We start from the raw sequence: 21584 nt of genomic DNA, 5'->3' as shown, positions 1-21584 counted from the left end.
CATAACCGAGCGATCGGCAAGGATCGCTGTGCTGCCGTTTTCAGGACGACGGGCTAGAGACTGCGGCAAGCTTCAAAGGCCATGAGGAGGATCACCGTTGACGCTGACGCGTTCACTGACCGGGCATCTCAAGAACCCTGCGCTGTTCGCCGACCTGGCGTCAGTCCCCCACCTCACCACCACAAGCGACGCCGGACGCTTTGCACCCCTCCACCGGTGAACTTCTGGCAGAGCTTCCCGACATGGAGATAGCGGATGTCGCCGTAGCGATCGACCGGGCTGACGCCGCGAGAGAACGTCGGGCGGGTCTCACCGCGCGCGAGCGCTCCGATGCCCTGTAGCAATGGCACCAGCTGATCCTCGAACACAGCGACGATCTCGCGCGCATTCTGACGGCCGAGATGGGCAAGCCGCTTGCCGAGGCGAAATCCGAAATCGTCCATGCCGCGGCCTATCTGCAATGGTATGCCGAGGAGGCCCGAATCTATGGCGAGACGATTTCAGCGCCATCCAACGATCGTCGGATGCTGGTGATCAAGCATCCGATCGGAGTCGTCGGTGCGATCACGCCCTGGAACTTTCCCGCTTCGATGGTGGCGCGCAAGATCTCGCCGGCGCTTGCCGCCGGCTGCTCAGTCGTCCTGAATTAGCCGGCCAGCTTCTCCTTAACGAGCTCGGCCGCGGCTTCGTAGCCGATCGTTGCGACGAGTTCCGTTGCAAAGGCCGTACTGCTCGTGAGGTGCGCTTCGCATCTTGCCGCATTGGCTTGGACACCTTCAACACACGCCCGGGCGAAGCTCAGCACCGCGTTGCGAAGAAGGCTCATGGCGTTGTGGATGCTGAATACGATAACGGGTTCCATGGCATTAAGCTGCAGCTGCCCGGCCTCGGCGGCGATACCGACCGTCGTGTCCATGCCATAGACGTAGAAGCAGACTTGGTTCAGCGCTTCGGCGGCAACGGGATTGATCTTCCCCGGCATCAAGGATGAACCGGGCTGCAGGGCCGGCAGGATGATTTCGCCGATCCCGCCGCGCGGACCGCTCGACAGGAGCCGGAAGTCGTTCGCGATCTTGGACAGCTTGGCTGCGGTACGCTTCAGAAGGCCCATATGGAGCATGAAGGCTCCCATATCCCAGCTCGCCTCCAGCAGATCCTTGCAACCGACGACAGGAAGGCCGGTGTTTTTGGCAAGATGCCCAAGCGCGCGGGTGCGATAGGAGGAGGAGGCCGCGACCCCGGTTCCGATGGCCGTCCCGCCAAGATTGACTTCCAGAAACAGGCGCTCGGTTTCGATCAGGCGGTCGCAGTCTTCCAGAAGCGTTGTTGCGAATGCCGCAAATTCCTGACCAAGCGTCATCGGGACGGCGTCCTGCAACTGTGTCCGACCAAGCTTTCGAATACCGCCAAATTCTTCCGCCTTGTCATTCAGAGCCGATGCAAGAACGGCAAGCGCATCCCGCAGCGCGCGGCTCGCCGGGATCATCGACAGGCGAACGGCCGTGGCATAGGCATCATTCGTTGACTGAGACCTATTGACGTCGTCATTGGGGTGAACGAGCCGTCCCTGCCCTCGTGCGCTGCCCAGAATCTCGCTCGCGCGATTGGCGAGCACTTCATTCATGTTCATGTTTGTGGAGGTGCCGGCTCCGCCCTGAAACACATCGACGAGGAACTCCTCGTCGTATTTGCCGGCAAGCACCTCCTGGCAGGCCTGGAGTATCGCGTCGCGCTTCGCTTCTGATAGCAAGCCTTCGTCGAAATTGGCTTGCGCGGCAGCCATCTTGACGTGGGCCAATGCTTGAATGACGAACGGCATGCTTCTGATCGCGATCCCTGAGATCGGAAAATTCTCGATCGCTCTCGCTGTCTGTGCCCCGAAATATCGGTCCAATGGCACGCTTACGGCACCCAAGGGATCATATTCAATACGACTGTCGCTAGACATCCTATCCTCGACGAGGTTGCACTCGCCGTCCACCGGGTCAGTTCAGAACCCGTGCGGTCTATCGCGAGCTGCAGGTTTGATGGAAAAAACCAGTTCGCAATCGCTCACCCGCGATTGATGCAAACGACCTTCGGCTGGGTCATTTCCTCGTAGGCAAAGCGAACGCCCTCACGGCCCATGCTGCCATATTTGGACCCGCCGAAGGGCATGGCGTCAAAGCGGTAGTCCGAGGAATCGTTGACCATCACCCCGCCAGCCTCGATTCTGCTTGCGGCTCCCAGCGCGACAGACAGGTTGTTGGTGAAGATACCGGCGTGCAGGCTGTATTCGGGTTCATTCGCCAGTTCGATCGCTTCATCGAGCGTCTCAAACGGAGCCAGCATGACTACAGGGGCAAACACTTCCTCGTGCCACAGGCGGCAGGTCGTCGGCGTGCCTTCGAGCACCGTCGGATGATAAAGCGACCCTTCGCGCTTGTGACCGCAGAGCAGCTTTGCCCCGGCCGCGATCGCGTCATTGACTGCCGCTTCGGTGCGTTCGGCTGCTTGTTTCGAGATCATCGGTCCCACATCGGTATCCTCGCGCAACGGATCTCCCGCCTTCAGCTTCTCCGTCGCTGTGATGAACGCATCGCGGAAGCGATCATAGATTTCGGCCTGCACGAGTACACGCTGGGCACCGATGCAGTTCTGCCCTGCAGCCCAGAAGGCCCCGGAAACGCAAGCCTCAACAGCCCTGTCGAAGTCGCAATCGCCCATGACGATCACGGGCGCATTGCCGCCAAGTTCCATCGCCAGCTTCTTCAAGCCCGCCGTGCGGCTGATGGCTTCGCCAGTGGCAAAGCCGCCGGTGAACGACACCATGCGTACCTCGCGCGCAGCGACCAAGGCCCTGCCCAGATCGGTTCCACCTACCGCCACTGTAATGACCTCGTCGGGCAAGCCCGCCTCGCGAAGCGCGTCAACAAGGTTGATCGCCGAAAGCGGCGTCAGCTCCGACGGCTTCAGAAGCACGGCATTACCGCCGGCGATTGCCGGACCGAGCTTGTGAGCGACGAGGTTCAGCGGGTCGTTGTAGGGTGTGATGGCGGTTATGATACCAAGCGGCTCACGGCTGAACCAACCCTGCCGCTGCTCCGATCCGGCATAGGCGTCGAAGGGTACGATTTCGCCGGCGTTGCGCTTGGCCTCTTCTGCCGAGAGCTTCAGAGTGTTGACGCAGCGGAGAACCTCCTTGCGTGCCTGGACAATCGTTTTTCCGGCTTCGCAGACGATGGTTTCGGAAAACCGATCGCGGCTGACTTCGACGATCTGCGCAGCCCCTTCGAGAATGCTGGCGCGCTGGTGCCTTGCAAGCCCGCGCGACAGCTCGGCGCCGCGCCGGGCGCGTGCAAGAAGAGCGTCGATTTCACTTGCGTCCGTCGCCTCGACCGTTCCCACAACTGACCCGTCGAAAGGGCTTTGGACGGTAATCGACGCCAGGCTGGTCGTAACTTGAAGTTTCGCAGCGGTCATGGCCGGCTCTCAGTTCCTTGGTACGCCTCCATCCGGAGGACGAGTTCATCCATCAAGGCTGGCTCAATGACCAGCCCAATCCCAATTCGCTTCTGATGATATCTGTGCTGCCTGATCGGCGTCGCGGCCGGTGACGGCCGCGCTCGCTCAGATCTTCTGGCCGTCGCGCACCAGGTCGTCCATTACCGAGCGGACTGCCTTCTCAGCGATAGAGACGATCTCGTCGACTTCTTCCTTGGTTATGACCAACGGCGGTGCAAAGCCGAGGATGTCTCCATGCGGCATGGCGCGGGCAATCAGGCCGCGGTCGCGGGCAGCCTTGGAGACGCGGGCGCCGACCTTCAGCGACGGATCGAACCGAGTCTTGTTTTCCCGATCGCCGACAAACTCGATGGCGCCCATCAAGCCGACGCCGCGCACTTCGCCGACGATCGGCAGCTGCGCGAACTTTTCCTTCAGCTGCGCCTGGAAATAGGCGCCGACCTCGCGGGCGTTGCCGGGCAGGTTTTCCTTTTCGACGATGTCGAGCACCGCATTGGCGGCTGCCGCGCCGATCGGATGGCCGGAATAGGTATAGCCGTGCGAGAAGGCACCGACCTTGTCAGCCCCCTCTTCCATAACCTTGTAGACCTTCTCACCGACGATCGAGGCCGAAAGCGGGAAATAGGCCGAGGTGAGACCCTTGGCGACGGTGATCAGATCGGGTTCGATGCCATAATGCTGCGAGCCGAACATCGAGCCGGTACGGCCGAAACCGGTGATGACTTCGTCGGCGATCAGAAGCACGTCGTGCTTCTTGAGCACCGCCTGGATTGCCTCCCAATAGCCTTCCGGCGGCGGCGTGATGCCACCGGTGCCGAGAACCGGCTCGGCGATGAAGGCGCCGACATTATCCGGGCCAAGCGTTTCGATCATTTCGTCCAACTCGGCAGCACGGCGAGCAGAGAATTCGCGTTCGGTCTCGCCGGGGTTGGCGCCCCAGTAGTGGTGCGGGACACCGGTATGGTCGATCTGCGGCAGCGGCAGATCCATATGGTCGTGGTAGAAGCTCATCCCGGTCATCGAGCCGGAGACGACGCTGCAGCCGTGATAGCCGCGTTCGCGCGAGATGATCTTCTTCTTGGTCGGCTTGCCGCGCAGGTTGTTGTAGTACCAGACGAGCTTCGCCTGGGTCTCGTTGGCGTCCGAACCGGACATGCCGTAGAACACCTTGCTCATCTTGCCTGGGGCCATCTTCACCAGACGATCCGACAGGATCGCAAGCTCGTCGGTCGTGTGCGCCGCGTAGGAATGATAGTAGGCCAGGCGATAGGCCTGACGCGAGATTGCTTCGGCAACCTCGGTGCGGCCATAACCGACATTGACGCAGTAGAGTCCGGCAAAACCGTCGATCAGCTGGTTGCCATGCGCATCCTGGATGCGGATTCCCTTCCCCGTCTCGACGATTGTCGGCTCGCCGAGCTTGCCGGTCGCAAAGTCCTTAAGCTGCGTGAAAGGATGCAGGACCGTGTTGCGATCCTTCGCGGCGATGTCTTTGATATTGATGGTCACGGTAATGATCCTCTTGGCGGAAACTTCTCAAGCAAACGGGCTTTCGACACATCGTGTGCCGGCGTGCTTGCTTTGGCCTGATCGGAGAGTAGAGCCAAGCGGTAGTCACTTGACGGCGATTGTTGCCGCCCCTATGCAAGAATTTTGCATCCTGAACAAGCCTGACGCAAGATTCTACATGAGCCAGGAACTCGATCGAATAGACGCCGCTCTTCTCAACGCTGTCCAGCGAAATAACCGGCTCACATCCGATGAGCTTGCGGAGCTGGTCAACCTGTCACCCACGGCTTGCCACCGAAGGCTGAAGCGGCTGAGGGCGGAAGGTGTCATCGAAGCGGATGTCTCGATCGTCTCCCCAAAGGCTGTGGGCCGCCAAGTCACGGTGATCGTTCTGGTCTCACTGGAGCGCGAACGCGCCGATATCATTGACCGCTTCAAGACAGCGATCCGCAACACACGAGAGGTAATGATCGGCTACTACGTGACTGGTGACGCGGATTTCATTCTTGTTGTCACTGCGAAGGACATGGAAGGCTACGAAGAATTCACCCGACGTTTTTTCTACGAAAACCACGACATCAAGGGATTCAAGACGATGGTCGTGATGGATCGCGTCAAAGCGAGCTTTGTCCTTCCGATCGACGTCTAGTCAGGCTCCGGACACCGCCAGGCCAATTGAGTTGCCGAGATCACAGCCTGAGTGCACCTGAATAACGGAGCAAACCACGTTCCGCTTGGCGGATGGGGCCCGAACGATCACCAGAAGTGATGGCTTTGCGCGCTCATCTAAGTAAGCCGAGCCATAGCGCGAACTCGACAATAAAGCGCCCAACAGGAGGCGTTGGACCCTGAATGGCTCAACGACCTCCATGAGCGACTGCCGACGGTAACCTCAGACACGAGTTGGCCATCCGCTGCCTCACAATGACGCGTGGGCCAAAAGCGCCGGGGCTTGACGGACCCATGGTGCATTTCGTTCGAAGCACGAGACGATCTGCAGGAGCTCACGGTCGGCGCGCGCTCGTCCAAGCAGTTGGATACCCATTGCTCGACCGCTCCCATCGAAGCCTGCCGGAACCGCGGCAACGGGATGGCCGGACAGGCTGCCCGGAACGACTATTTCCATCCATCGATGATATGTGTCCATCGGACGGTCGTTGATTGAACTGGGCCAGGTGAGCTCAGCAGGAAACGCGAAGATTTGTGCTGTCGGGAGGGCGAGGACGTCGAACTGCGAGAACAGCTTTTGGAGGTACCGCACCCAATCGCTTCTGGTCACGCTTGCCCAATGTACGTCACCGGCGGTCAGTCGCAGGCCCTGCTCGAGTTCCCAGCGTGCTTCGGGTTTCAAAAGCTCGATTGATCCGTCACTGACAAGCAGTGGCTGCAGCCGTTGTGAAACGGCCCATTGGCGGAGGACAAGCCAAGCGTCCCACAGACGGTTTGCTTCGAACTCGGGCGTCAGGTCCTCGACCGTTGCGCCCTGATCGGCGAGAGCGCCAAGTCCCGCCCGCGTCAGTTCCAGTACGCCATGCTCCGTAGGGTAGTAACCTCCCCAGGACCCAATCCAACCGATCCGCAAGTCCTTGACGTCACGATCCAAGCCTTCGGCAAAGCTCGTCGGTTCGGTCGCCAAGGACAGAGGAGCCTCCGGCGCGTAGCCTGCAATGACGTCCAGGAAGCGCGCCAGATCACGCGCAGTCTTTGCCATCGGTCCGTTGGTGGATAGTTGATGCAGGAAGACATCCGGACTTGGAGCGCTCGGGACCCGTCCGAACGAGGGTCGGAAGCCAAAGACATTATTCCAGCCAGCCGGGTTGCGCAGGCTCCCCATCATGTCACTCCCATCGGCGATGGGAACCATGTCGAGGGCAAGGGCGACGGCCGCGCCACCAGAAGAGCCTCCAGCACTGAGATTGGAATCGTAGGCGTTGCGAGTAACGCCGAAAATGGGATTATAGGTGTGAGATCCCAGACCGAACTCAGGCGTGTTGGTCTTGCCTATGATAATCGCACCAGCTTCGCGGATCCTCTTTACCATGAGGCTATCTTCGGCCGGCAGGTTAGTTGCTTGCAGGGGCGATCCATACGTCGTGCGGATACCGGCCGTAGCGGATAGGTCCTTGATCGCGATCGGGAGCCCATGCATCCACCCGCGTCGATCGCCGCGTGTCAGCGCCATATCGGCGTTGCGCGCTTGCGCCAGCAGTTCGTCTTCGGGCTGCAGCGACACAATCGCATTGACCGAAGGATTGAGCCGCGCGATTTGATCGAGATAGGCTCGCATGACCTCTTCGCATGTGATCTGCCTGCACGAGATCTGCTCCGAAAGATCTGTCGCATCTGCGTGGGACGACATAGGTGTCATGTGGGTCTTTCAAAAAATCCAGGTTGAAAGGTCAGGTTGACTACCCATACTCACTGGGAAATGAAGCTGTCCGGAACCGGTCGATCTCGAGGCAGCCATATCTCACTTCTTGGGCGTGGCGTACTCGATGCCTCAGCAAGGTTGCGGGCCGTGGGCGTGATACGCCCCTTGAATTGCGGCTCATCGATATTTCTCCAAGTTCCCCTTTCCGACGGCAATCTTTTGTTGCTTGACCGGACAGCTGAAAAATACCGTTGGAGAGCCCGCGATTTCCGGCGGCTTCCGACGCGCTGGCGCAGCAATCCACCAATTTGACACAAGATTTTTGCTCCTGCGAAGATGTGGGCGTAGTTGCTGCGATCCCGTGATCTCCACACGAGTTCACGCAGTTGGTCGGCTGATCGCGAATAGAAGAAGAAGTTTGCTAAATCAAGCCTACGGGAAGGGAAACGGCGCCACATATAAGAGTAGCCAATCCCACATTCGGTCATAGTTGCCTCGCATCGCTCACGATCCACCCGGCCGTTCTCACATTGGTTGACCGTCGAGAAGAGTCTGGTACCCGCCCCGTGATGAACCGTTCGTTTGGAATAGGTAGCCAACGCTTCTCGTGGACGCCACGACCAGTGCGCAGCAGTTGTCACCAACCGTCAAATTGCTGATATCCGTCCGCTTTTCGGGAGGGCGGGTGAGGCGCGGCCGTCCGACGCGAAATTGCAATCCGCGCAACGGAGATTTAAGCAAAGGCAGACATCGACGCTGAGTTAATTAATTATGCGAGCGCCCGAGCGAGCGCTGTTATGGAGGAGGTGAACGACCAAAAAGCAGGGATCCATCGGAGCGATCAAGGGCGTCATCGTTTGCTGGCGCTAGGAAACTACGAATTCGCAACCCCTTGCGTCTCCGGCCGAATGATCATTCGACGGTGACCGATTTGGCGAGGTTGCGAGGCTGATCGACGTCGGTGCCCATGAAGACCGCCGTGTGATAAGCGAGCAGTTGGACCGGCAGCGAGAAGATCATCGGCGCGATGATTTCGTCGACGTTCGGAAGCACGATCGTATGCATCGTGTCGAGCTTCGAAGCGGCCGCCCCCTTCCCGTCGGTAATCAGAATGATCCGCCCGCCACGCGCCGCCACTTCCTGCATGTTGGAAACGGTCTTGTCGAAAAAGCGGTCATGCGGCGCGATCACGATCACCGGCATGTTTTCGTCGATCAGAGCGATCGGACCATGTTTCAGCTCGCCGGCGGCATAGCCTTCCGCGTGGATATAGGAGATTTCCTTGAGCTTCAGGGCACCTTCCATGGCGAGCGGGAAGCTTGTGCCGCGACCGAGATAAAGCACATCGCGGCACTTCGACAATTCGCGCGACAGGAACTCGATCTTCGGCTGGATGCTGTTGAGCACCTGCCCCATGAGGCGCGGCATCTCGGCAAGGCTCCTCACCAGCGCCTGCTCCTCCTGCTCGCTGACAGTGCCGCGCGCCCTGCCGGCAGCGACGGCGAGCGCAGCCAGGACCGCAAGCTGGCAGGTGAAGGCCTTGGTCGACGCCACGCCGATCTCCGGCCCCGCGAGAATCGGGAAGACGGCGTCGGACTCGCGCGCGATCGTCGATTCGCGCGTATTGACGACCGCGCCGATCTTCAGGCCGTGTTCCTTGCAGTAGCGCAGGGAAGCAAGCGTGTCGGCGGTCTCGCCCGATTGCGAGATGAAGAGAGCGGCCGACTGCGGCGAAAGCGGAATTTCGCGGTAGCGGAACTCCGAAGCGACATCGATTTCGACCGGCAGGCGTGCATAGCGCTCGAACCAGTATTTGCCGATCAGCCCGGCCAAATAGGCGGTGCCGCAGGCGGAGATCGCCAGGCTCGGCACCTTGGCGAAGTCGATCGCGTCCGAAACCGGCAGCACCCGATGGTCGACGAAGTTGATATAGTGGCTGAGCGCGTGGGAGATGACCTCCGGCTGCTCGTAGATTTCCTTCTCCATGAAGTGGCGATGGTTGCCCTTGTCGACCGGAAAGGCGACGTTTGCGAAGACCTCCCGCGGCCGGGCGGCTACATTGCCGTCGATATCAAAGATCTGGGCACCGGTCTTGTCGATGATCGCCCAATCGCCATCGACGAGATAGGTGATTTCATTGGTGAACGGCGCGAGCGCGATGGCGTCGGAGCCAAGGAACATCTCGCCCTCGCCATGGCCGATCGCCAGCGGCGGGCCGTTGCGGGCCGCCATGATCGTGAACGGATCATCTTCGTAAAGGACAGCGAGTGCATAGGCGCCCTTCAAACGCCTCAGCGTCGCAAACATCGCCTCCCGCCGCCCAAACCCATCCCGGCGAAATCTTGCCAGCAGCTGCGCGACGGCTTCGGTGTCGGTCTCGCTCTCGAATTCGGCACCCGCTTCGGAGAGCTCGTCCTTCAGCTCGGCAAAATTCTCGATGATGCCGTTGTGAACGACAGCGACGCCATCGGTAAAATGCGGATGGGCATTGCGTTCGGTCGGCGCACCGTGGGTCGCCCAGCGCGTATGGCCTATGCCGATGGCGCCGGCCAGAGGCTGTTCTCTCAATCTTGCCTCGAGATTGACGATCTTGCCCTCGGCGCGCCGGCGATCGAGCGCGCCGCCATCGATGGTCGCGACGCCGGCCGAATCGTAGCCGCGATATTCAAGCCGCTTCAACGCATCGACCAACCGCTCCGAGACCGGCTGCTGCCCGACGATACCCACAATCCCGCACATATCCCCTCTTCGCGTTCCTTCCGCCGATAACGGCATACTCAAATACCCCGTCTGAGCGGGCTATACCGATAGCTTCCCGGTCGCCTCACGGGCGATCGTGTCTTCGTTGCGCGTCACCTGCTGTTGCCAATCGGCCGAGCGAAATGCCGGCAGGTAAAAGCTACGTACCAGTGGACTTGATTTTCGTTAGTTTCAGCATTTTCTAATGGCGCTCGATGGATTGGGAAAATTGATTGTTTGGATAACACCCATTTACGTCATGGATGCATTGCGCTGATACGCTTCAAGGGCTCTGGCCTCAAAGTGCTCGCTGTGCTCGACGGGATGATGACGGAGCATCTCGCAAGTCGACATGCAACCGGTGGAACAGAGAATTGAAGCTGTAGCAGAGAAGCAGGACGGCATCTGCCCTAGCAGATTCTTGGCAACTGCTCACCCGTAAGCCAGTCAACGACCCGGCGGCCGCCGAAGGAGGTCGCCATCTGCACGAAACAGTAATCGTCAGCGACGACATGACCAATGAGGGCCGCCTCGCGCCCGAGGGGATGTGCACGCATCGCAGCCAAAATTGCTTCGGCGCCTTCCGGCGCGGCGACGGCGACAAGCTTGCCCTCATTGGCGACATTGAGCGGATCGAGCCCGAGCAACTCGCAGACCGCGGCCACCTCCGGCTTGATCGGGATCGCCTCCTCATCGATATGGAAGCCGACCTTCGACTGACTCGCGACCTCGTTGAGAGTGGCGGCGAGGCCGCCGCGCGTGGGATCGCGCATCAGCCGGATATGCCTCCCACCGGCTTCTGCCATCATGGCCACCAGCGTGTGCAGGGGAGCGCTATCGGAGACGATCGCCGCATCGAATTGCAAGTTCTCGCGGTTCGACATCACGGCGACGCCGTGATCACCGATCGAGCCGGAGAGGATGACCGCATCGCGCGGCCGGGCGGCATCGGCGCGCAGATCGAGCCCGTCCAGGACCCTGCCGACACCAGCCGTCGAGATGAAGACACCGTCGGCTTTGCCTCGCTCCACCACCTTGGTATCGCCGGTGATAATCGGCACAGCGGCCTCGCGCGAAGCCACGCCCATGCTGTCTGCGATGCGTTTGAGATCGGCGAGCGGAAAGCCCTCCTCGATAATGAAGCTCGCTGAGAGATAGAGCGGCCGAGCAGCGGCCATGGCGATGTCGTTGATCGTGCCGTGCACGGCGAGCGAGCCGATATTCCCGCCGGGAAAAAACAGCGGCGAGACGACATAGCCGTCGGTGCTCATCACCATGCGGCCGCCCGAAACGGCGAAGGCTGACTGGTCATTCCCGGCACGCAGCCATTCGTTGTCGAAAGCCTCGTGGAAGATGCCCTCGATGAGTTGTCTCATGGCACGTCCGCCGGCGCCATGCGAGAGGTCGACCCGGCCTTCCGCAAGATCGAGCTTTCGTGTGTAGGCGTCGGTCATCATGCTCATGTGACCACCTTCATGGCATTCGCCTGCCGTGCCTTCTCGCGGAAGCGGCCATAGGTCCAGTGTGCGGCGCAGGCGCCTTCCGAAGACACCATGCAGGACCCCATCGGCGTATCGGGCGTACAGACCGTGCCAAACAGTTTGCATTCGGCAGGTTGCTTGGCTCCGCGCAGAATGGCGCCGCAGTCACAGGCCGGATTGTCCTTGGCCCTGGGGGTCACCATCGAAAAACGCTTCTCGGCATCGTAGGCCGCATATTGTGGGCGCAGCCGCAGCCCGCTCAAAGGCAGTTCGCCAAGGCCTCGCCACTCGAAGCTCTCGCGCAGCTCGAAGAAATTCGCCACCTCCGCCTGCGCCTTCTCATTGCCGTGTCTGGTCACCGCGCGGATGTATTGGTTTTCCACCACATGCCTCCCGTCGTTGATCTGCTGCACAAGCATCAGGATTGCCTGAATGACGTCGAGTGGCTCGAAGCCTGCCACCACGACCGGCTTGCAAAATTTCTCGGCGAACAATTCGTAGGGCTTTGTGCCTATCACGGCGCTGACATGAGCTGGGCCGATGAAACCATGGATCTTGATCGTGCCGAGCTTGCGGACAGGCGGGCTTTCGAGAACGTGGTGCATCGCCGCCGGCGTCACTACATGATTGCAGAAGACCGAGAAATTGCCGAGGCCTTTGGCGATAGCCGTCTTGAGTGCAAGCGCAGTTGGCGGCGTCGTAGTCTCGAAACCAATCGCGAAGAACACCACCTCGCGCTCCGGCTCGGCTTCGGCGATCCTCAACGCGTGGAGCGTCGAATAGACTACACGGACATCGGCGCCGGCCGCCTTGGCCTCAAGCAGGCTCGAACGGTTTGTGCCCGGGACTCGCATCAGGTCGCCATAAGTACAGAGCGTGATCTCGGGACGGGTCGCAAGCGCGATCGCTGCGTCGATCCGGCCGATCGGCAGCACGCAAACCGGACAGCCCGGGCCGTGGATCATCCGGACATTGGCAGGTAGCAGATCCTCAAGCCCGTAACGAGAGATCGCGTGAGTGTGCCCACCGCAGAACTCCATGAGGCAATAGGAGCGGGCCGCATCGGCAAGAGCCGCTATCCGATCCCCAATAAGCTTGGCGAGCCTTCCGTCTCGATATTCGTCGATATACTTCATGGCGCAACACCCATCGAAGCCTCTTGGATCAGCGTGAGCGTCCGTTGCGCCTCCTCAGGTTTAATCTTCGTCAGCGCATAGCCTACATGGAGGATGACGTAGTCGCCCGGCCGGACATCGTCTATCAAGGCCGTCGATATGACCTTCAAGACGCCGTCAAGCGTGACTTTCGCCATATTGCCGGAGAGCACTTCGGTGACCTTGACCGGTATGGCTAGGCACATGTCGGGCTCTCCAGCGCCGATGCATGCTTGTTCATGATAACCTGCCGCGCATAGGCCGCTTGCCCCAGCGCAACTCCCCCGTCATTGGCCGGAGCCAGTCGTGGCAAATATGGCTTAAGGCCGTGCTGCCTCAGCGCCTGCGCTAGACCCGCCGCAAGGACGCGGTTTGTCATGCATCCGCCGCTGAGCGCGACCTGCTGCGAGCCGAGGTTTGTTGCACCCTTGGCCGCCCAAGCTGCAAGGCCGGCAATCAGCGTGCCATGGAAGAGGTCGGCGGCATCGGCGGCGCCGCTCCCTGTCTCAGTCAGACGCAGAATGAGCGGCCGGAAGTCGAGCACCCCGTTCTTTATGGCATACCCGCCAGGAAGGCAGCGCGGCGCCCGAACGAGCGCCTCGAATTCCATCGCCGCCTGTCCCTCATAGGTCTGGACAAGGCGAGTTCCCGATATCGCCGCGGCAGCATCGAAGAGCCGGCCCAGGCTGCTCGTAACAGGGGGCCGCACGCCGCGGCTGAACATCGCCGTTAATTGCGCCATGCCGCAATGAGCCGGCACGAGCGACAGCGCCAGGTCGATGCGGCCCGCGGCCTGAAGCGCCGCGACCCCCATGCGCCAAGGTTCGCGCGCCGCGCGGTCGCCACCCGGCAGCGGCAGCTGCATGAGTGATCCCAAGCGCCGCCAGCCATGTCGCTCGACTGCAAGCATCTCGCCGCCCCAACTGCTGCCGTCGGTGCCAAAGCCGTAGCCGTCAAGCGCGAGCCCTAGAACCGACCCGGCAAGCCTATGCTCCGCAGCGACGGCGGCGATATGAGCGAGATGGTGCTGGACTCGCACGACCGGCAGACCGAAGCTCTCCGCCATCCGCACCGAGCGAAAATCTGGATGCAGGTCGCAGGCAGCGAACTCCAGCTTCACATCAAGGATCGAACAGAGATGGACAGCCGCCTCAAGCTGGAAGCGTATCGTCTCCCTATTGTCGAGGCCGCCTACATGTTGCGACAGGAAGGCCTCGCTCCCCCGTGTGACGCATAGGGTGTTCTTGAGGTCTGCACCGGTAGCAATAACGGAAGGTCCGTCCTCGCCGAGGTCGATGGGCTCTGGCACAAAACCGCGGGCGCGGCGGAGGAAGGCGGGAGCGCCGTCAATCACCTGCATGACTGAGTCGTCGGCGCGCATGATGATATCGCGATCATGGGTGACGATAAGATCGGCGACCGCGGACAGGCGGAGCTCGGCATCCATATTGTCTGCGATGAGCGGCTCACCACGGGGATTGGCACTGGTCGCAACCAGCGCTGGGGGATAGACCGGCGAAAAACGAGCGAGCTCATCGAACAGGAGGAAGTGCGCGGGTGCGTAGGCCAGAATGAGACCTATCCGCCGGAGCGATGGCGCAATGCGATTGGAGAGTTGGCCGGCAAGGGCCTCGACCAGAACGATCGGGCTTGCCGCGGAGGTCAGCAATTCCTCTTCTGCGTCGGTCAGCTGGGCGATTTGCCGCGCCGCGGGGATATCCCGCACCATGACGGCGAAGGGTTTCTGGTCCCGAGCCTTGCGCAGCCTAAGGAGATCAATGGCCGCGTCGTTGCGGGCATCGCAGAGCAGGTGGAACCCGCCAACCCCCTTAAGCGCGATGATCGCGCCGCCTTCGAGCCGCGCCGCCAACTCGGCGACCGGATGGCTGAGCCTCGGACCGCAATCGGGACAGGCAATGGGCTCGGCATGGAAGCGCCGGTTCTCCGGGTCGTCATAGTCAGCCGCGCAGGCACCGCACATCGAAAACGAGGCCATCGAGGTCTGGGCGCGGTCATAGGGAAGCGCGCAGGTGATCGTGAAGCGCGGGCCGCATTGGGTACAGTTGACGAAGGGATAGCCGAAAAACCGGCTTCCTGGATCGTTGAGCTCCCGCTGGCATTCCTCGCAAATCGCGGCGTCGGCGCCGATACGAGTCGCACTCCTGCCGGCGAGGCTGTCGAGAATTTCGAATCGATTGTCGCCAACCGGTGCCAGCTCCAGCAGATCGACGGCGTCGATACGGGCAAGCGGTGGCGCCTGAGTTCGGAGCTCCTTGGAGAAGTCGTCTGCGTCCAGACCCTCGATCTCGATCAGCACGCCCGCACTGTCATTAAGGACGTATCCGGAGAGCCGCATTTTTCGCGCGAGCCTGTAGACGAAAGGCCGAAAGCCGACGCCCTGCACAGTGCCGCGCACCCGCAGCCTAAACCGCCGGCGGACCTCGCTTCCGGCCGGTTGTGCCACCCGCGCCATTGTTCACACCACCTTCGAGCGCGCAGCGGATGCTTCGAGCCAGCCATAGAAGGCTTCCATCCCCTCGCCCGTGCGGGCGGAGACAATCAGGCTGTGCAGCCGCGGATTCACGCAGAGCGCGTTGGTAATGCAAAGCTCGATGTTGAAATCCAGATGCGGCAGCAGGTCCGCCTTATTGAGGATCATCAGGTCGGCGGCGGAGAACATGTCGGGATATTTGAGCGGCTTGTCCTCGCCCTCGGTGACCGAGAGCACCACGACCTTGTAAGCCTCGCCGAGATCGAAAGCGGCGGGACAGACAAGATTGCCAACATTCTCGATGAAGAGCGCAGAGCCCGGCTCAGGCGCAAGGTCCTCGACCGCATGACCGACCATATGGGCGTCGAGATGGCAGCCCTTGCCAGTGTTGATCTGGATCGCGCGGGCGCCTGACTCGCGAATGCGAGCCGCGTCATTCGAAGTCTGCTGATCGCCTTCGATAACATTGATCGTCATACGATCCTTGAGCTCCCTGATCGTCCGCACAAGCAGGCTGGTCTTGCCTGAGCCGGGGCTGGAGACAAAGTTGAGCGCGAAAATGCCCTGGCCTGCGAAATACCTCCGATTTTCGGCTGCATAAGCGTCGTTCTTCGAAAGAATCTCCTTCTCGACCTGAATGATCCGTTCCTGACTCATCCCAGGGACATGCACGCCGGCAATGCCGTGGCTGCGGTGGACCGAGCCTTCCTTTGCATGGTGGTGATCAGCCGCGCCGTCGTTGTGGCGATGATCGTGAGTATGGTGATCGTGACCGTGGTGGTGATGATGGTCATGGTCGAGCCCTTCTCTGCCCGCTTCGTGCTTGTAGCCTCCGATAGGTGAGGTTCCGCAACCGCATACCGTGCACATCAAATCACCTCCATGTCCCTGATCTTCAATTCGTCGCCTGCCGTCATCTGGACTCGATGCCGCCCGCAGCCGGAGCAGGGACCGAACCGCTTTTGCAAAGCTACGGTCTTGCCGCAATCGAGGCACCAGCCCTCGCCGGCGATGCGATTGATCTCGAGGTTCGCCTGCCCGGCGAGCGTGCCGTGCCGCACCGCTTCGTAACAGAAGAGCAACGCGTCAGGATCGACGTGGCTCAGCACGCCGACATCGAGACGGATTGACTTGACCTGCCTTGCGCCATTCAGCCGCGCGGTCTCACACACAATCTCAATCACGCTTTCCATCAGCGACATCTCATGCATCGTCGGCCTCACGGATGCCGACATCGAAAGCGACGCAAGGGTCGAACAGAACGGCGAGCAGGGAGACGGACCGGGGGGCGGAATCGTCTGAGCCGATCCGCGACCGCAGCAATGTATCGACAAAAGGGCCGGCCGGGTGAAAGTTCCATTCTGTCGGGGCGAGGATGCGATAGGCCGAGAGCCTGCCGTCGCCACCAATCTCTGCCTGATGATAGAGCCGTCCGCGTGCGCATTCCACGGCTCCATAGCCGCCCGCGCCCGGCGTCGGTGCGCCGCAGGCGAGCGTTACCCAGTCATGTTCGCCTGTATCGGCGACAGCCTTCAGTTGCCCGAGGCAGTACCCGACATCGCCAATCCGGGCCAGGAAGCGCCGTGCGAGATGGGAGCCAGAAGCGGCTCCCCATGCGGGGCGCCGCGCGTAGGCCCCCGTCTCGACGACCCGGCCGGGAAGATGCGGCAGGTTACTGTAATCGGGTTCATCACTAAGGCGGAAGATGACCTCCTGGTCATCTTCGACGGTCAGCGCATCGAGCGGCCGGTCGGCAAAAACTCGATTGTTGACTATGTCCCGCAGCATTGCGGCACAGGCCGAGCCCGGCAATGGCATGTCGCCCGGATCGGAAATCCCGATCGCCCTGGCCGCAAAGCAGAGACGAGCGACCGCCGAAGCGAGTTGTTGGCGGTTGATCTTGCCGCTACTCGCCTGCCCGATAATCTCCTGTGAGGCGGCCAGTGCCCGTCGCAGACATCTGCCGGCGACTGGCGCGAGCTCGCTCGGCAGTGGCGACGGCCAATGGAGAATCAACGCCCGCAGAGTTTCGAAGATCCGTTCGGCGTACAAACCTGTGGCGGCGGCGACGCGCTCCCCTTCACCCATGGAAAGATCAGCTGCATTGAGGACAGCGAGCCTTGAGGCGACCGATTGCGAGAAGCCACAGAGCGAAAACACCTGCCGTGCCAGTGTGGGCGCCTCCTCTGGCCGGCGGCCGACGAAGATGCGGGTTAGGCCTGGCGGCCGGTTCGCCTTCACTGCGACGGAAGAAGCAACTCCGCTTGATACCGTCACCTCAATACTGATCGTGCCTGGCCGGCGAAGAAACGTCATCCCGAGGGCTCCTCGCACCTCTGGAAACGCCCGCGCAACAGGTCCCGCCGGTTGACGACAGCCGCTGGTGCCGGCGTAGGCTCGAGCGTAGCGGGATCAAAGTACGCACGGGCGGCCTCCTCCGCGATTTCGAGCGCCGCCTCCATCGTAGCGAATTCGAAGACCGGCGAGAGCAACGCGCAGGAATCGACGCGGCCGATCGCATCGAGCTCGCCACCAATGAATTCGACGTTGCCCGCAGGAAGGCCGAGGATCGTGCCAATGGCGGCAGGCGCGCCAGGTGCCCCTTCAGGCAGATCCACGCCCACCAGATTCATGAACCAAGGTGTGGTCACAATGCCGAAGGCGCGGCCGCGATAGGTTCGGAAACCTGTGGCCGCGATCTTAAGCGCCGGATTGCAGATCGGGACGTCAGTCATGGCGGTGTCGAGGATGTGTCGATAGCAGGCCACGACCCGTTCGCCCAGCGCCAGCGCCGCGTCGAGCTTGGCAGTTTCAGGGAGGTCAGCGATCATCGCCCAGCCTCGTGAACTTCGATGGCGGCGCAGCGCCATTCGGACAGAGCCGTTCTTCCGGCAGATCGGCAAAAAGGACCCTCGGTGGGATCTGCGGCGCCGGGTCGCCGATCGCAGGATCATGGACATGGCAGAGATGCCGCACTCCAATGTTTTCGCCCGATACGGCCCGTACTTGCCTGGACACTTCGAGCCGCTCATTTGAAATACGCCTCCTCCATCTCCCGGAGCCGCATCTTGGAGTCATGGAAATCCTCCTCGGCGGCAATAGCGACCGAGGGTATGTCGCAGATCTCCAGCGTATCGAGAATGGCCGTGTCCATGACGTCATAGAACTGCACCGACCAGACCTTGCGCGCCCCCGTCGCGACAATTCGGCAGGTTCGATATCCGCGGGAGGTGAGCCGCACCGGCCCGACCCCTAGTGTATGTTGCAGGAAGCTCATGTCTTCCGGGCTCATGGGGAAGAGCGAGAAGGTGATGACATGAGCTGTTTCGCTGCCGCAATGGCGGGTGATGCGGTCACCGATTTCGGTGAGCAAGGGCATGACATTCATGGCGCCAGCCGGCGCAGCGCCGTAGCTGATCGATGCCGGTAGCCGGGAACAGGCCAGCCTGACCGCAGCGGGAATGCTGCCCACTTCGATATAGTCGGCAACGATCCGCCCATCAGCGACGGTGAAGCGGATACGCCAGACGCCGGCCATGACAGCCTCCTGCATCTGGGCGATGATGCCGTTCTCCAGCACCGCGACGCCGGCAACCTCGCCCTCGCCGAGGATCTGGGTGATCAACTCTTTGTCGTCCTCTGGATAGTCGGTGATGTCGAACATCCGGCTCGGCCGGCCGGACTTCAAAACCGCCAGCGCATCCGCGAGCGCCGGCAGGAGCAGCGCCGTCCTCCAACATCGGCGTATCAGCTCCTCTGCGCTATTGGTGGCGAGCAAATTGAGTCTGGGCGCGCGGAGAGGTTCGGCGTCCGAGGGCATCACGCTTGCCTCACCCATTGGGGCGACCCATAAAGCAGGCTTCATCGCAGGATGGCCCTGGCGGCATGGGTAATCGCGATCTTCGGCCCGCCAGTGGGCACCTTGATTGACGCGCCGGAAAAGAACCGGCCCCCGAATTTTCCGACATTCACCGTCCGGTCGCAGACCTTGCCGATCACTCCTGCCGGCCGCTCACGTCCGATAGCGGCCAAGCTCGGAAAAACGGCGTTCGGGCGGCCCTTCAGCCTGCCATCGGCCGTTCGGCAAACCACAGCACCGCGCCGTCGGCAGCGGCACCCCTGCGGCAGACTGGGAGGAACGACCGCGACGCCTTCGACCTCTGGCCGCTGCGCGGGAGTACCGGTGACGACCGGCACAGGCTTTTCGGGCTCGCCCGCCGATCGTACGACACACGCATCGCTATTCGTCTCATCGACGACGAATAGTGTCCGCTTGCTCGCGGCGCGGACCAGGATGAATGGCATCGTTCTCCTCCACAAATCAGCACTCCGAACGTTCCTAAGAGGTCGTTGGCAAGCGCCGTGCCAAACTGAAGAATTCGAGCTACGGTGAGCTGTAAGGGGAAAAGCATCATCGACACCCTGGACGTGTTGCTTTCACTCGGTGCGAAGATGCGGCGGCAATTCGGGCTCGCGGCAAACAAGATCGGCAAAGAGCGGTTCGAAGGCGCGGCCCTCGCTGGCTTCAACGAGGGCGGCGAGCGCGTCGTCGATCGCGCGGGCCTCATCGGCCTCGAGCAGGCGAATGGCGGAGCCGAGATGAGTGAGGACGTGGGTCCCGGTCGGCTGGGGTCCGACAAGCAAGAGGGAGATTGTAGATATTGCGCCATAACGCTCGCAATTGGCGACGAACTCGTTGGCGGTGACGATCCGCATGGGAATGCCTATGCACATGGCGCTTCTCCTCTACTTTTCCGATGCTGCAGAATCCGCAGGCGCGGGAACAGCGTTGCCGTGCGAAGCCCAACAGCCCCGCCCTTTCTGAACCGCGCAGGCGAGCAGAGCCGCCTCAGCACAGCGATGGCGATCTGCGGCGGCGCCCTGCCATTGCCGAACCGGATCAAAGCCAGTCCGTTGCCGAGGGATTTCGGCCGCCTTGGAGCCGGCCATATCGCCCAGGCGTCATTTCCGGCAGGCTGGTGCCATGGAGTAGCCATGGAAGAGCGTTTCCGGAGGATCCCCCTCACCAGTTCAACGCGGCCGATAGGCACGGCACTCGTAGTTTTCCACGTCGATGTCGTTTTCGAGAAGCGGCGGAACCACTGCCCCCTCCGGCCTCACGGCAACGGCGACGCCCCAGTCCCGCAGCGTCCGGACGGCGGTGTCGACGGCCGCCGGAATGACAGTCTTGACCGGCGCCGTCAGCGGACCGCCCCAGTTTTCAAGATCAAGCGGCTGGCAACCGATCAGGGTCAGGCGCTCGGGGTATTGTCCCATGAGATCTGCCGCGCTCAGCACTTCCTGGAAACCGGTCTGGTGCAGACTCACTTTCTTGGCACCGGTGAACTTCGGCACTTCATCATCCTCCACCACCTTCATCGTCCCCGGTACGAGGCCGTAGTCGATCGCGTCGAAGACGATGAGCCGGTCGTGCTCGTTTATGAACTGCACCAGGTAGAGGCCCTGCGTGCCGCCGTCGAGGACGGTGACGTTGGCAGGCACTTCATAGGCCTTGTGGAAGGCTTCGACCGCGCGCACGCCAAATCCCTCGTCGGCCCAGAGGATATTGCCGATTCCAAGCACGAGAATGCGGGGCGCGGGGCGAATTGCGGTTTGATGATGGAGCAGCCGTCTAGTCCTCCATGTCCTTGGACAGCCGCTCGCCCGAGAACATCGATGAGATGATGCTTTGCGAACTCATGATGTCCTCGCGAACCACTACATAGATGTGGACGATCGCAAAGATGAGAATGACCCACATTCCGAGATGATGGTCGGTGTGGATATCCTGACTATTCGGCCAGATCGAGAATACCCATCCAAAAAGCACATATTCCCAACTGTCTCGGCCCGCGCCGTCGCTGTAGAGCGCAAAGCCGGTGATCACCATGAAGAACAGCGGCAGGGTGAACATGAGGAACATGGTGAACCGCGCCAACGGATTGTGGCCTGGATGCTTTCTTGGCTGGCGCCCCATAAACATGTACCAGCGAACTTCATGCGACCATTCCTTCCAGAAACGGCCGCTCCAGATTGGCATGTAGAAGATCTGCCGGGCATGCACGCCACCCACAAAGACCCAATAGACCCGCAGGATCAGGAGCACTGTGAGGATCTGTGCCGCCGCGAAGTGGATGAAGCGGATACGGCCCATCAGATAGTTGGCGCTCGCCTCCCCGGACACGGAAGTCAGCGGCGAGCCTATGAAGTAGCCGGTCAGAGCGAGTGTCAGGATCGAGAAGGCGTTTACCCAATGCCAGATGCGCACCGGTGCATCGTAAACATGGACGCTCAGGCGCCCGACTGCCTTTTTAGCATGAAGAGCCATGAGCAAA

The 21584-nt window shown here is 61.2% G+C and carries 20 protein-coding genes and 1 pseudogene; 2 read left to right on the top strand and 19 right to left on the bottom strand.

Going from position 1 to position 21584, the window contains the following annotated elements; translation table 11 throughout:
• Window positions 1–97 precede the first annotated feature (97 nt).
• Window positions 98–644, top strand: a pseudogene (locus ATC00_RS15855) (aldehyde dehydrogenase family protein); the annotation flags it as partial.
• 2 nt (window positions 645–646) lie between these two features.
• Here ATC00_RS15855 and ATC00_RS15850 read toward each other — a convergent pair.
• The 3 genes from ATC00_RS15850 to ATC00_RS15840 all read right to left on the bottom strand — a co-directional run bounded on the left by ATC00_RS15850 (window position 647) and on the right by ATC00_RS15840 (window position 5013).
• Window positions 647–1948 carry an aspartate ammonia-lyase gene (locus ATC00_RS15850; protein WP_064253527.1) on the bottom strand — a complete coding sequence of 434 codons (1302 nt, stop codon included), beginning with the start codon at window positions 1946–1948 and terminating at the stop codon, window positions 647–649.
• Window positions 1949–2052: 104 nt separating this feature from the next.
• Window positions 2053–3462: an aldehyde dehydrogenase family protein gene (locus ATC00_RS15845; RefSeq protein WP_064253526.1), complete on the bottom strand. Its 1410-nt coding sequence runs from the start codon at window positions 3460–3462 to the stop codon at window positions 2053–2055.
• A gap of 147 nt (window positions 3463–3609) precedes the next feature.
• Window positions 3610–5013: an aspartate aminotransferase family protein gene (locus ATC00_RS15840; RefSeq protein WP_064253525.1), complete on the bottom strand. Its 1404-nt coding sequence runs from the start codon at window positions 5011–5013 to the stop codon at window positions 3610–3612.
• Window positions 5014–5191: 178 nt separating this feature from the next.
• Between ATC00_RS15840 and ATC00_RS15835 the strand changes: the two genes are divergently transcribed.
• Window positions 5192–5662, top strand: coding sequence for an Lrp/AsnC family transcriptional regulator (locus ATC00_RS15835; RefSeq protein ID WP_037381455.1), 471 nt, complete (start codon window positions 5192–5194; stop codon window positions 5660–5662).
• Window positions 5663–5932: 270 nt separating this feature from the next.
• On the opposite strand, the gene ATC00_RS15830 is transcribed toward ATC00_RS15835, so the two are convergent.
• From ATC00_RS15830 to cybH, 16 genes are all read right to left on the bottom strand, one after another.
• On the bottom strand, window positions 5933–7372 hold the full coding sequence (locus ATC00_RS15830; protein ID WP_052035422.1) for an amidase: 1440 nt from the start codon (window positions 7370–7372) through the stop codon (window positions 5933–5935).
• A 924-nt stretch (window positions 7373–8296) separates the two neighbouring features.
• Window positions 8297–10123, bottom strand: a complete 1827-nt coding sequence (gene glmS / locus ATC00_RS15825) for a glutamine--fructose-6-phosphate transaminase (isomerizing) (protein ID WP_064253524.1) — start codon at window positions 10121–10123, stop codon at window positions 8297–8299.
• A 410-nt stretch (window positions 10124–10533) separates the two neighbouring features.
• Window positions 10534–11586 (bottom strand): hydrogenase expression/formation protein HypE, encoded by a 1053-nt coding sequence (hypE, locus tag ATC00_RS15820; RefSeq protein ID WP_064253523.1) that lies wholly within the window; start codon window positions 11584–11586, stop codon window positions 10534–10536.
• Entirely contained in the window at window positions 11583–12740 is a 1158-nt protein-coding gene (gene hypD, locus ATC00_RS15815; protein ID WP_064253522.1) for a hydrogenase formation protein HypD, read from the bottom strand. Before hypD ends, hypE begins: the two co-directional genes overlap by 4 nt.
• Window positions 12737–12964, bottom strand: a complete 228-nt coding sequence (locus ATC00_RS15810) for a HypC/HybG/HupF family hydrogenase formation chaperone (RefSeq protein WP_064253521.1) — start codon at window positions 12962–12964, stop codon at window positions 12737–12739. The genes hypD and ATC00_RS15810 overlap by 4 nt, the downstream gene beginning before the upstream one ends.
• Entirely contained in the window at window positions 12955–15231 is a 2277-nt protein-coding gene (gene hypF, locus ATC00_RS15805; protein ID WP_064253520.1) for a carbamoyltransferase HypF, read from the bottom strand. The genes ATC00_RS15810 and hypF overlap by 10 nt, the downstream gene beginning before the upstream one ends.
• 3 nt (window positions 15232–15234) lie before the next feature.
• On the bottom strand, window positions 15235–16119 hold the full coding sequence (hypB, locus tag ATC00_RS15800; protein ID WP_064253519.1) for a hydrogenase nickel incorporation protein HypB: 885 nt from the start codon (window positions 16117–16119) through the stop codon (window positions 15235–15237).
• Window positions 16119–16460, bottom strand: a complete 342-nt coding sequence (hypA, locus tag ATC00_RS15795; RefSeq protein ID WP_064253518.1) for a hydrogenase maturation nickel metallochaperone HypA — start codon at window positions 16458–16460, stop codon at window positions 16119–16121. Before hypA ends, hypB begins: the two co-directional genes overlap by 1 nt.
• Entirely contained in the window at window positions 16453–17565 is a 1113-nt protein-coding gene (locus tag ATC00_RS15790) for a nickel-dependent hydrogenase large subunit (protein ID WP_064253517.1), read from the bottom strand. The genes hypA and ATC00_RS15790 overlap by 8 nt, the downstream gene beginning before the upstream one ends.
• On the bottom strand, window positions 17562–18080 hold the full coding sequence (gene hybE / locus ATC00_RS15785; protein ID WP_064253516.1) for a [NiFe]-hydrogenase assembly chaperone HybE: 519 nt from the start codon (window positions 18078–18080) through the stop codon (window positions 17562–17564). Before hybE ends, ATC00_RS15790 begins: the two co-directional genes overlap by 4 nt.
• Window positions 18070–18327, bottom strand: coding sequence for a rubredoxin (locus ATC00_RS15780; protein ID WP_153045223.1), 258 nt, complete (start codon window positions 18325–18327; stop codon window positions 18070–18072). The genes hybE and ATC00_RS15780 overlap by 11 nt, the downstream gene beginning before the upstream one ends.
• Window positions 18278–19114: a hydrogenase expression/formation protein gene (locus ATC00_RS15775; RefSeq protein WP_064253515.1), complete on the bottom strand. Its 837-nt coding sequence runs from the start codon at window positions 19112–19114 to the stop codon at window positions 18278–18280. The genes ATC00_RS15780 and ATC00_RS15775 overlap by 50 nt, the downstream gene beginning before the upstream one ends.
• The gene (locus tag ATC00_RS15770; RefSeq protein ID WP_064253514.1) at window positions 19111–19554 is read right to left on the bottom strand and encodes a thioredoxin domain-containing protein; all 444 of its coding nucleotides are present in this window, start codon (window positions 19552–19554) and stop codon (window positions 19111–19113) included. The genes ATC00_RS15775 and ATC00_RS15770 overlap by 4 nt, the downstream gene beginning before the upstream one ends.
• Window positions 19555–19686: 132 nt before the next feature.
• Window positions 19687–19983 (bottom strand): HypC/HybG/HupF family hydrogenase formation chaperone, encoded by a 297-nt coding sequence (hypC, locus tag ATC00_RS15765; RefSeq protein WP_064253513.1) that lies wholly within the window; start codon window positions 19981–19983, stop codon window positions 19687–19689.
• 297 nt (window positions 19984–20280) lie between these two features.
• A complete protein-coding gene (locus ATC00_RS15760) occupies window positions 20281–20856 on the bottom strand; it encodes a HyaD/HybD family hydrogenase maturation endopeptidase (RefSeq protein ID WP_037381278.1) in 576 nt (191 codons plus the stop codon).
• Window positions 20857–20881: 25 nt separating this feature from the next.
• Window positions 20882–21577 carry a Ni/Fe-hydrogenase, b-type cytochrome subunit gene (gene cybH, locus ATC00_RS15755; protein WP_064253511.1) on the bottom strand — a complete coding sequence of 232 codons (696 nt, stop codon included), beginning with the start codon at window positions 21575–21577 and terminating at the stop codon, window positions 20882–20884.
• Window positions 21578–21584 lie beyond the last annotated feature (7 nt).

Origin of the sequence: Sinorhizobium americanum, assembly GCF_001651855.1 — a bacterium.
In the GTDB taxonomy this organism is placed as follows: Bacteria; Pseudomonadota; Alphaproteobacteria; order Rhizobiales; family Rhizobiaceae; genus Sinorhizobium; species Sinorhizobium americanum.
Note: the sequence above shows the minus strand (reverse complement) of the source record. Positions and strands in the feature narration are given on the sequence as shown.

What these genes read in the sequence shown, in the direction of transcription:
- ATC00_RS15850 (WP_064253527.1), bottom strand. Translation starts at nt 1,948, where the DNA reads ATGTCTAGCGACAGTCGTATTGAATATGATCCCTTGGGTGCCGTAAGC.
- ATC00_RS15845 (WP_064253526.1), bottom strand. Translation starts at nt 3,462, where the DNA reads ATGACCGCTGCGAAACTTCAAGTTACGACCAGCCTGGCGTCGATTACC.
- ATC00_RS15835 (WP_037381455.1), top strand. Translation starts at nt 5,192, where the DNA reads ATGAGCCAGGAACTCGATCGAATAGACGCCGCTCTTCTCAACGCTGTC.
- ATC00_RS15830 (WP_052035422.1), bottom strand. Translation starts at nt 7,372, where the DNA reads ATGTCGTCCCACGCAGATGCGACAGATCTTTCGGAGCAGATCTCGTGC.
- glmS (WP_064253524.1), bottom strand. Translation starts at nt 10,123, where the DNA reads ATGTGCGGGATTGTGGGTATCGTCGGGCAGCAGCCGGTCTCGGAGCGG.
- hypE (WP_064253523.1), bottom strand. Translation starts at nt 11,586, where the DNA reads ATGAGCATGATGACCGACGCCTACACACGAAAGCTCGATCTTGCGGAA.
- hypD (WP_064253522.1), bottom strand. Translation starts at nt 12,740, where the DNA reads ATGAAGTATATCGACGAATATCGAGACGGAAGGCTCGCCAAGCTTATT.
- ATC00_RS15810 (WP_064253521.1), bottom strand. Translation starts at nt 12,964, where the DNA reads ATGTGCCTAGCCATACCGGTCAAGGTCACCGAAGTGCTCTCCGGCAAT.
- hypF (WP_064253520.1), bottom strand. Translation starts at nt 15,231, where the DNA reads ATGGCGCGGGTGGCACAACCGGCCGGAAGCGAGGTCCGCCGGCGGTTT.
- hypB (WP_064253519.1), bottom strand. Translation starts at nt 16,119, where the DNA reads ATGTGCACGGTATGCGGTTGCGGAACCTCACCTATCGGAGGCTACAAG.
- hypA (WP_064253518.1), bottom strand. Translation starts at nt 16,460, where the DNA reads ATGCATGAGATGTCGCTGATGGAAAGCGTGATTGAGATTGTGTGTGAG.
- ATC00_RS15790 (WP_064253517.1), bottom strand. Translation starts at nt 17,565, where the DNA reads ATGACGTTTCTTCGCCGGCCAGGCACGATCAGTATTGAGGTGACGGTA.
- hybE (WP_064253516.1), bottom strand. Translation starts at nt 18,080, where the DNA reads ATGATCGCTGACCTCCCTGAAACTGCCAAGCTCGACGCGGCGCTGGCG.
- ATC00_RS15780 (WP_153045223.1), bottom strand. Translation starts at nt 18,327, where the DNA reads ATGACTCCAAGATGCGGCTCCGGGAGATGGAGGAGGCGTATTTCAAAT.
- ATC00_RS15775 (WP_064253515.1), bottom strand. Translation starts at nt 19,114, where the DNA reads ATGAAGCCTGCTTTATGGGTCGCCCCAATGGGTGAGGCAAGCGTGATG.
- ATC00_RS15770 (WP_064253514.1), bottom strand. Translation starts at nt 19,554, where the DNA reads ATGCCATTCATCCTGGTCCGCGCCGCGAGCAAGCGGACACTATTCGTC.
- hypC (WP_064253513.1), bottom strand. Translation starts at nt 19,983, where the DNA reads ATGTGCATAGGCATTCCCATGCGGATCGTCACCGCCAACGAGTTCGTC.
- cybH (WP_064253511.1), bottom strand. Translation starts at nt 21,577, where the DNA reads ATGGCTCTTCATGCTAAAAAGGCAGTCGGGCGCCTGAGCGTCCATGTT.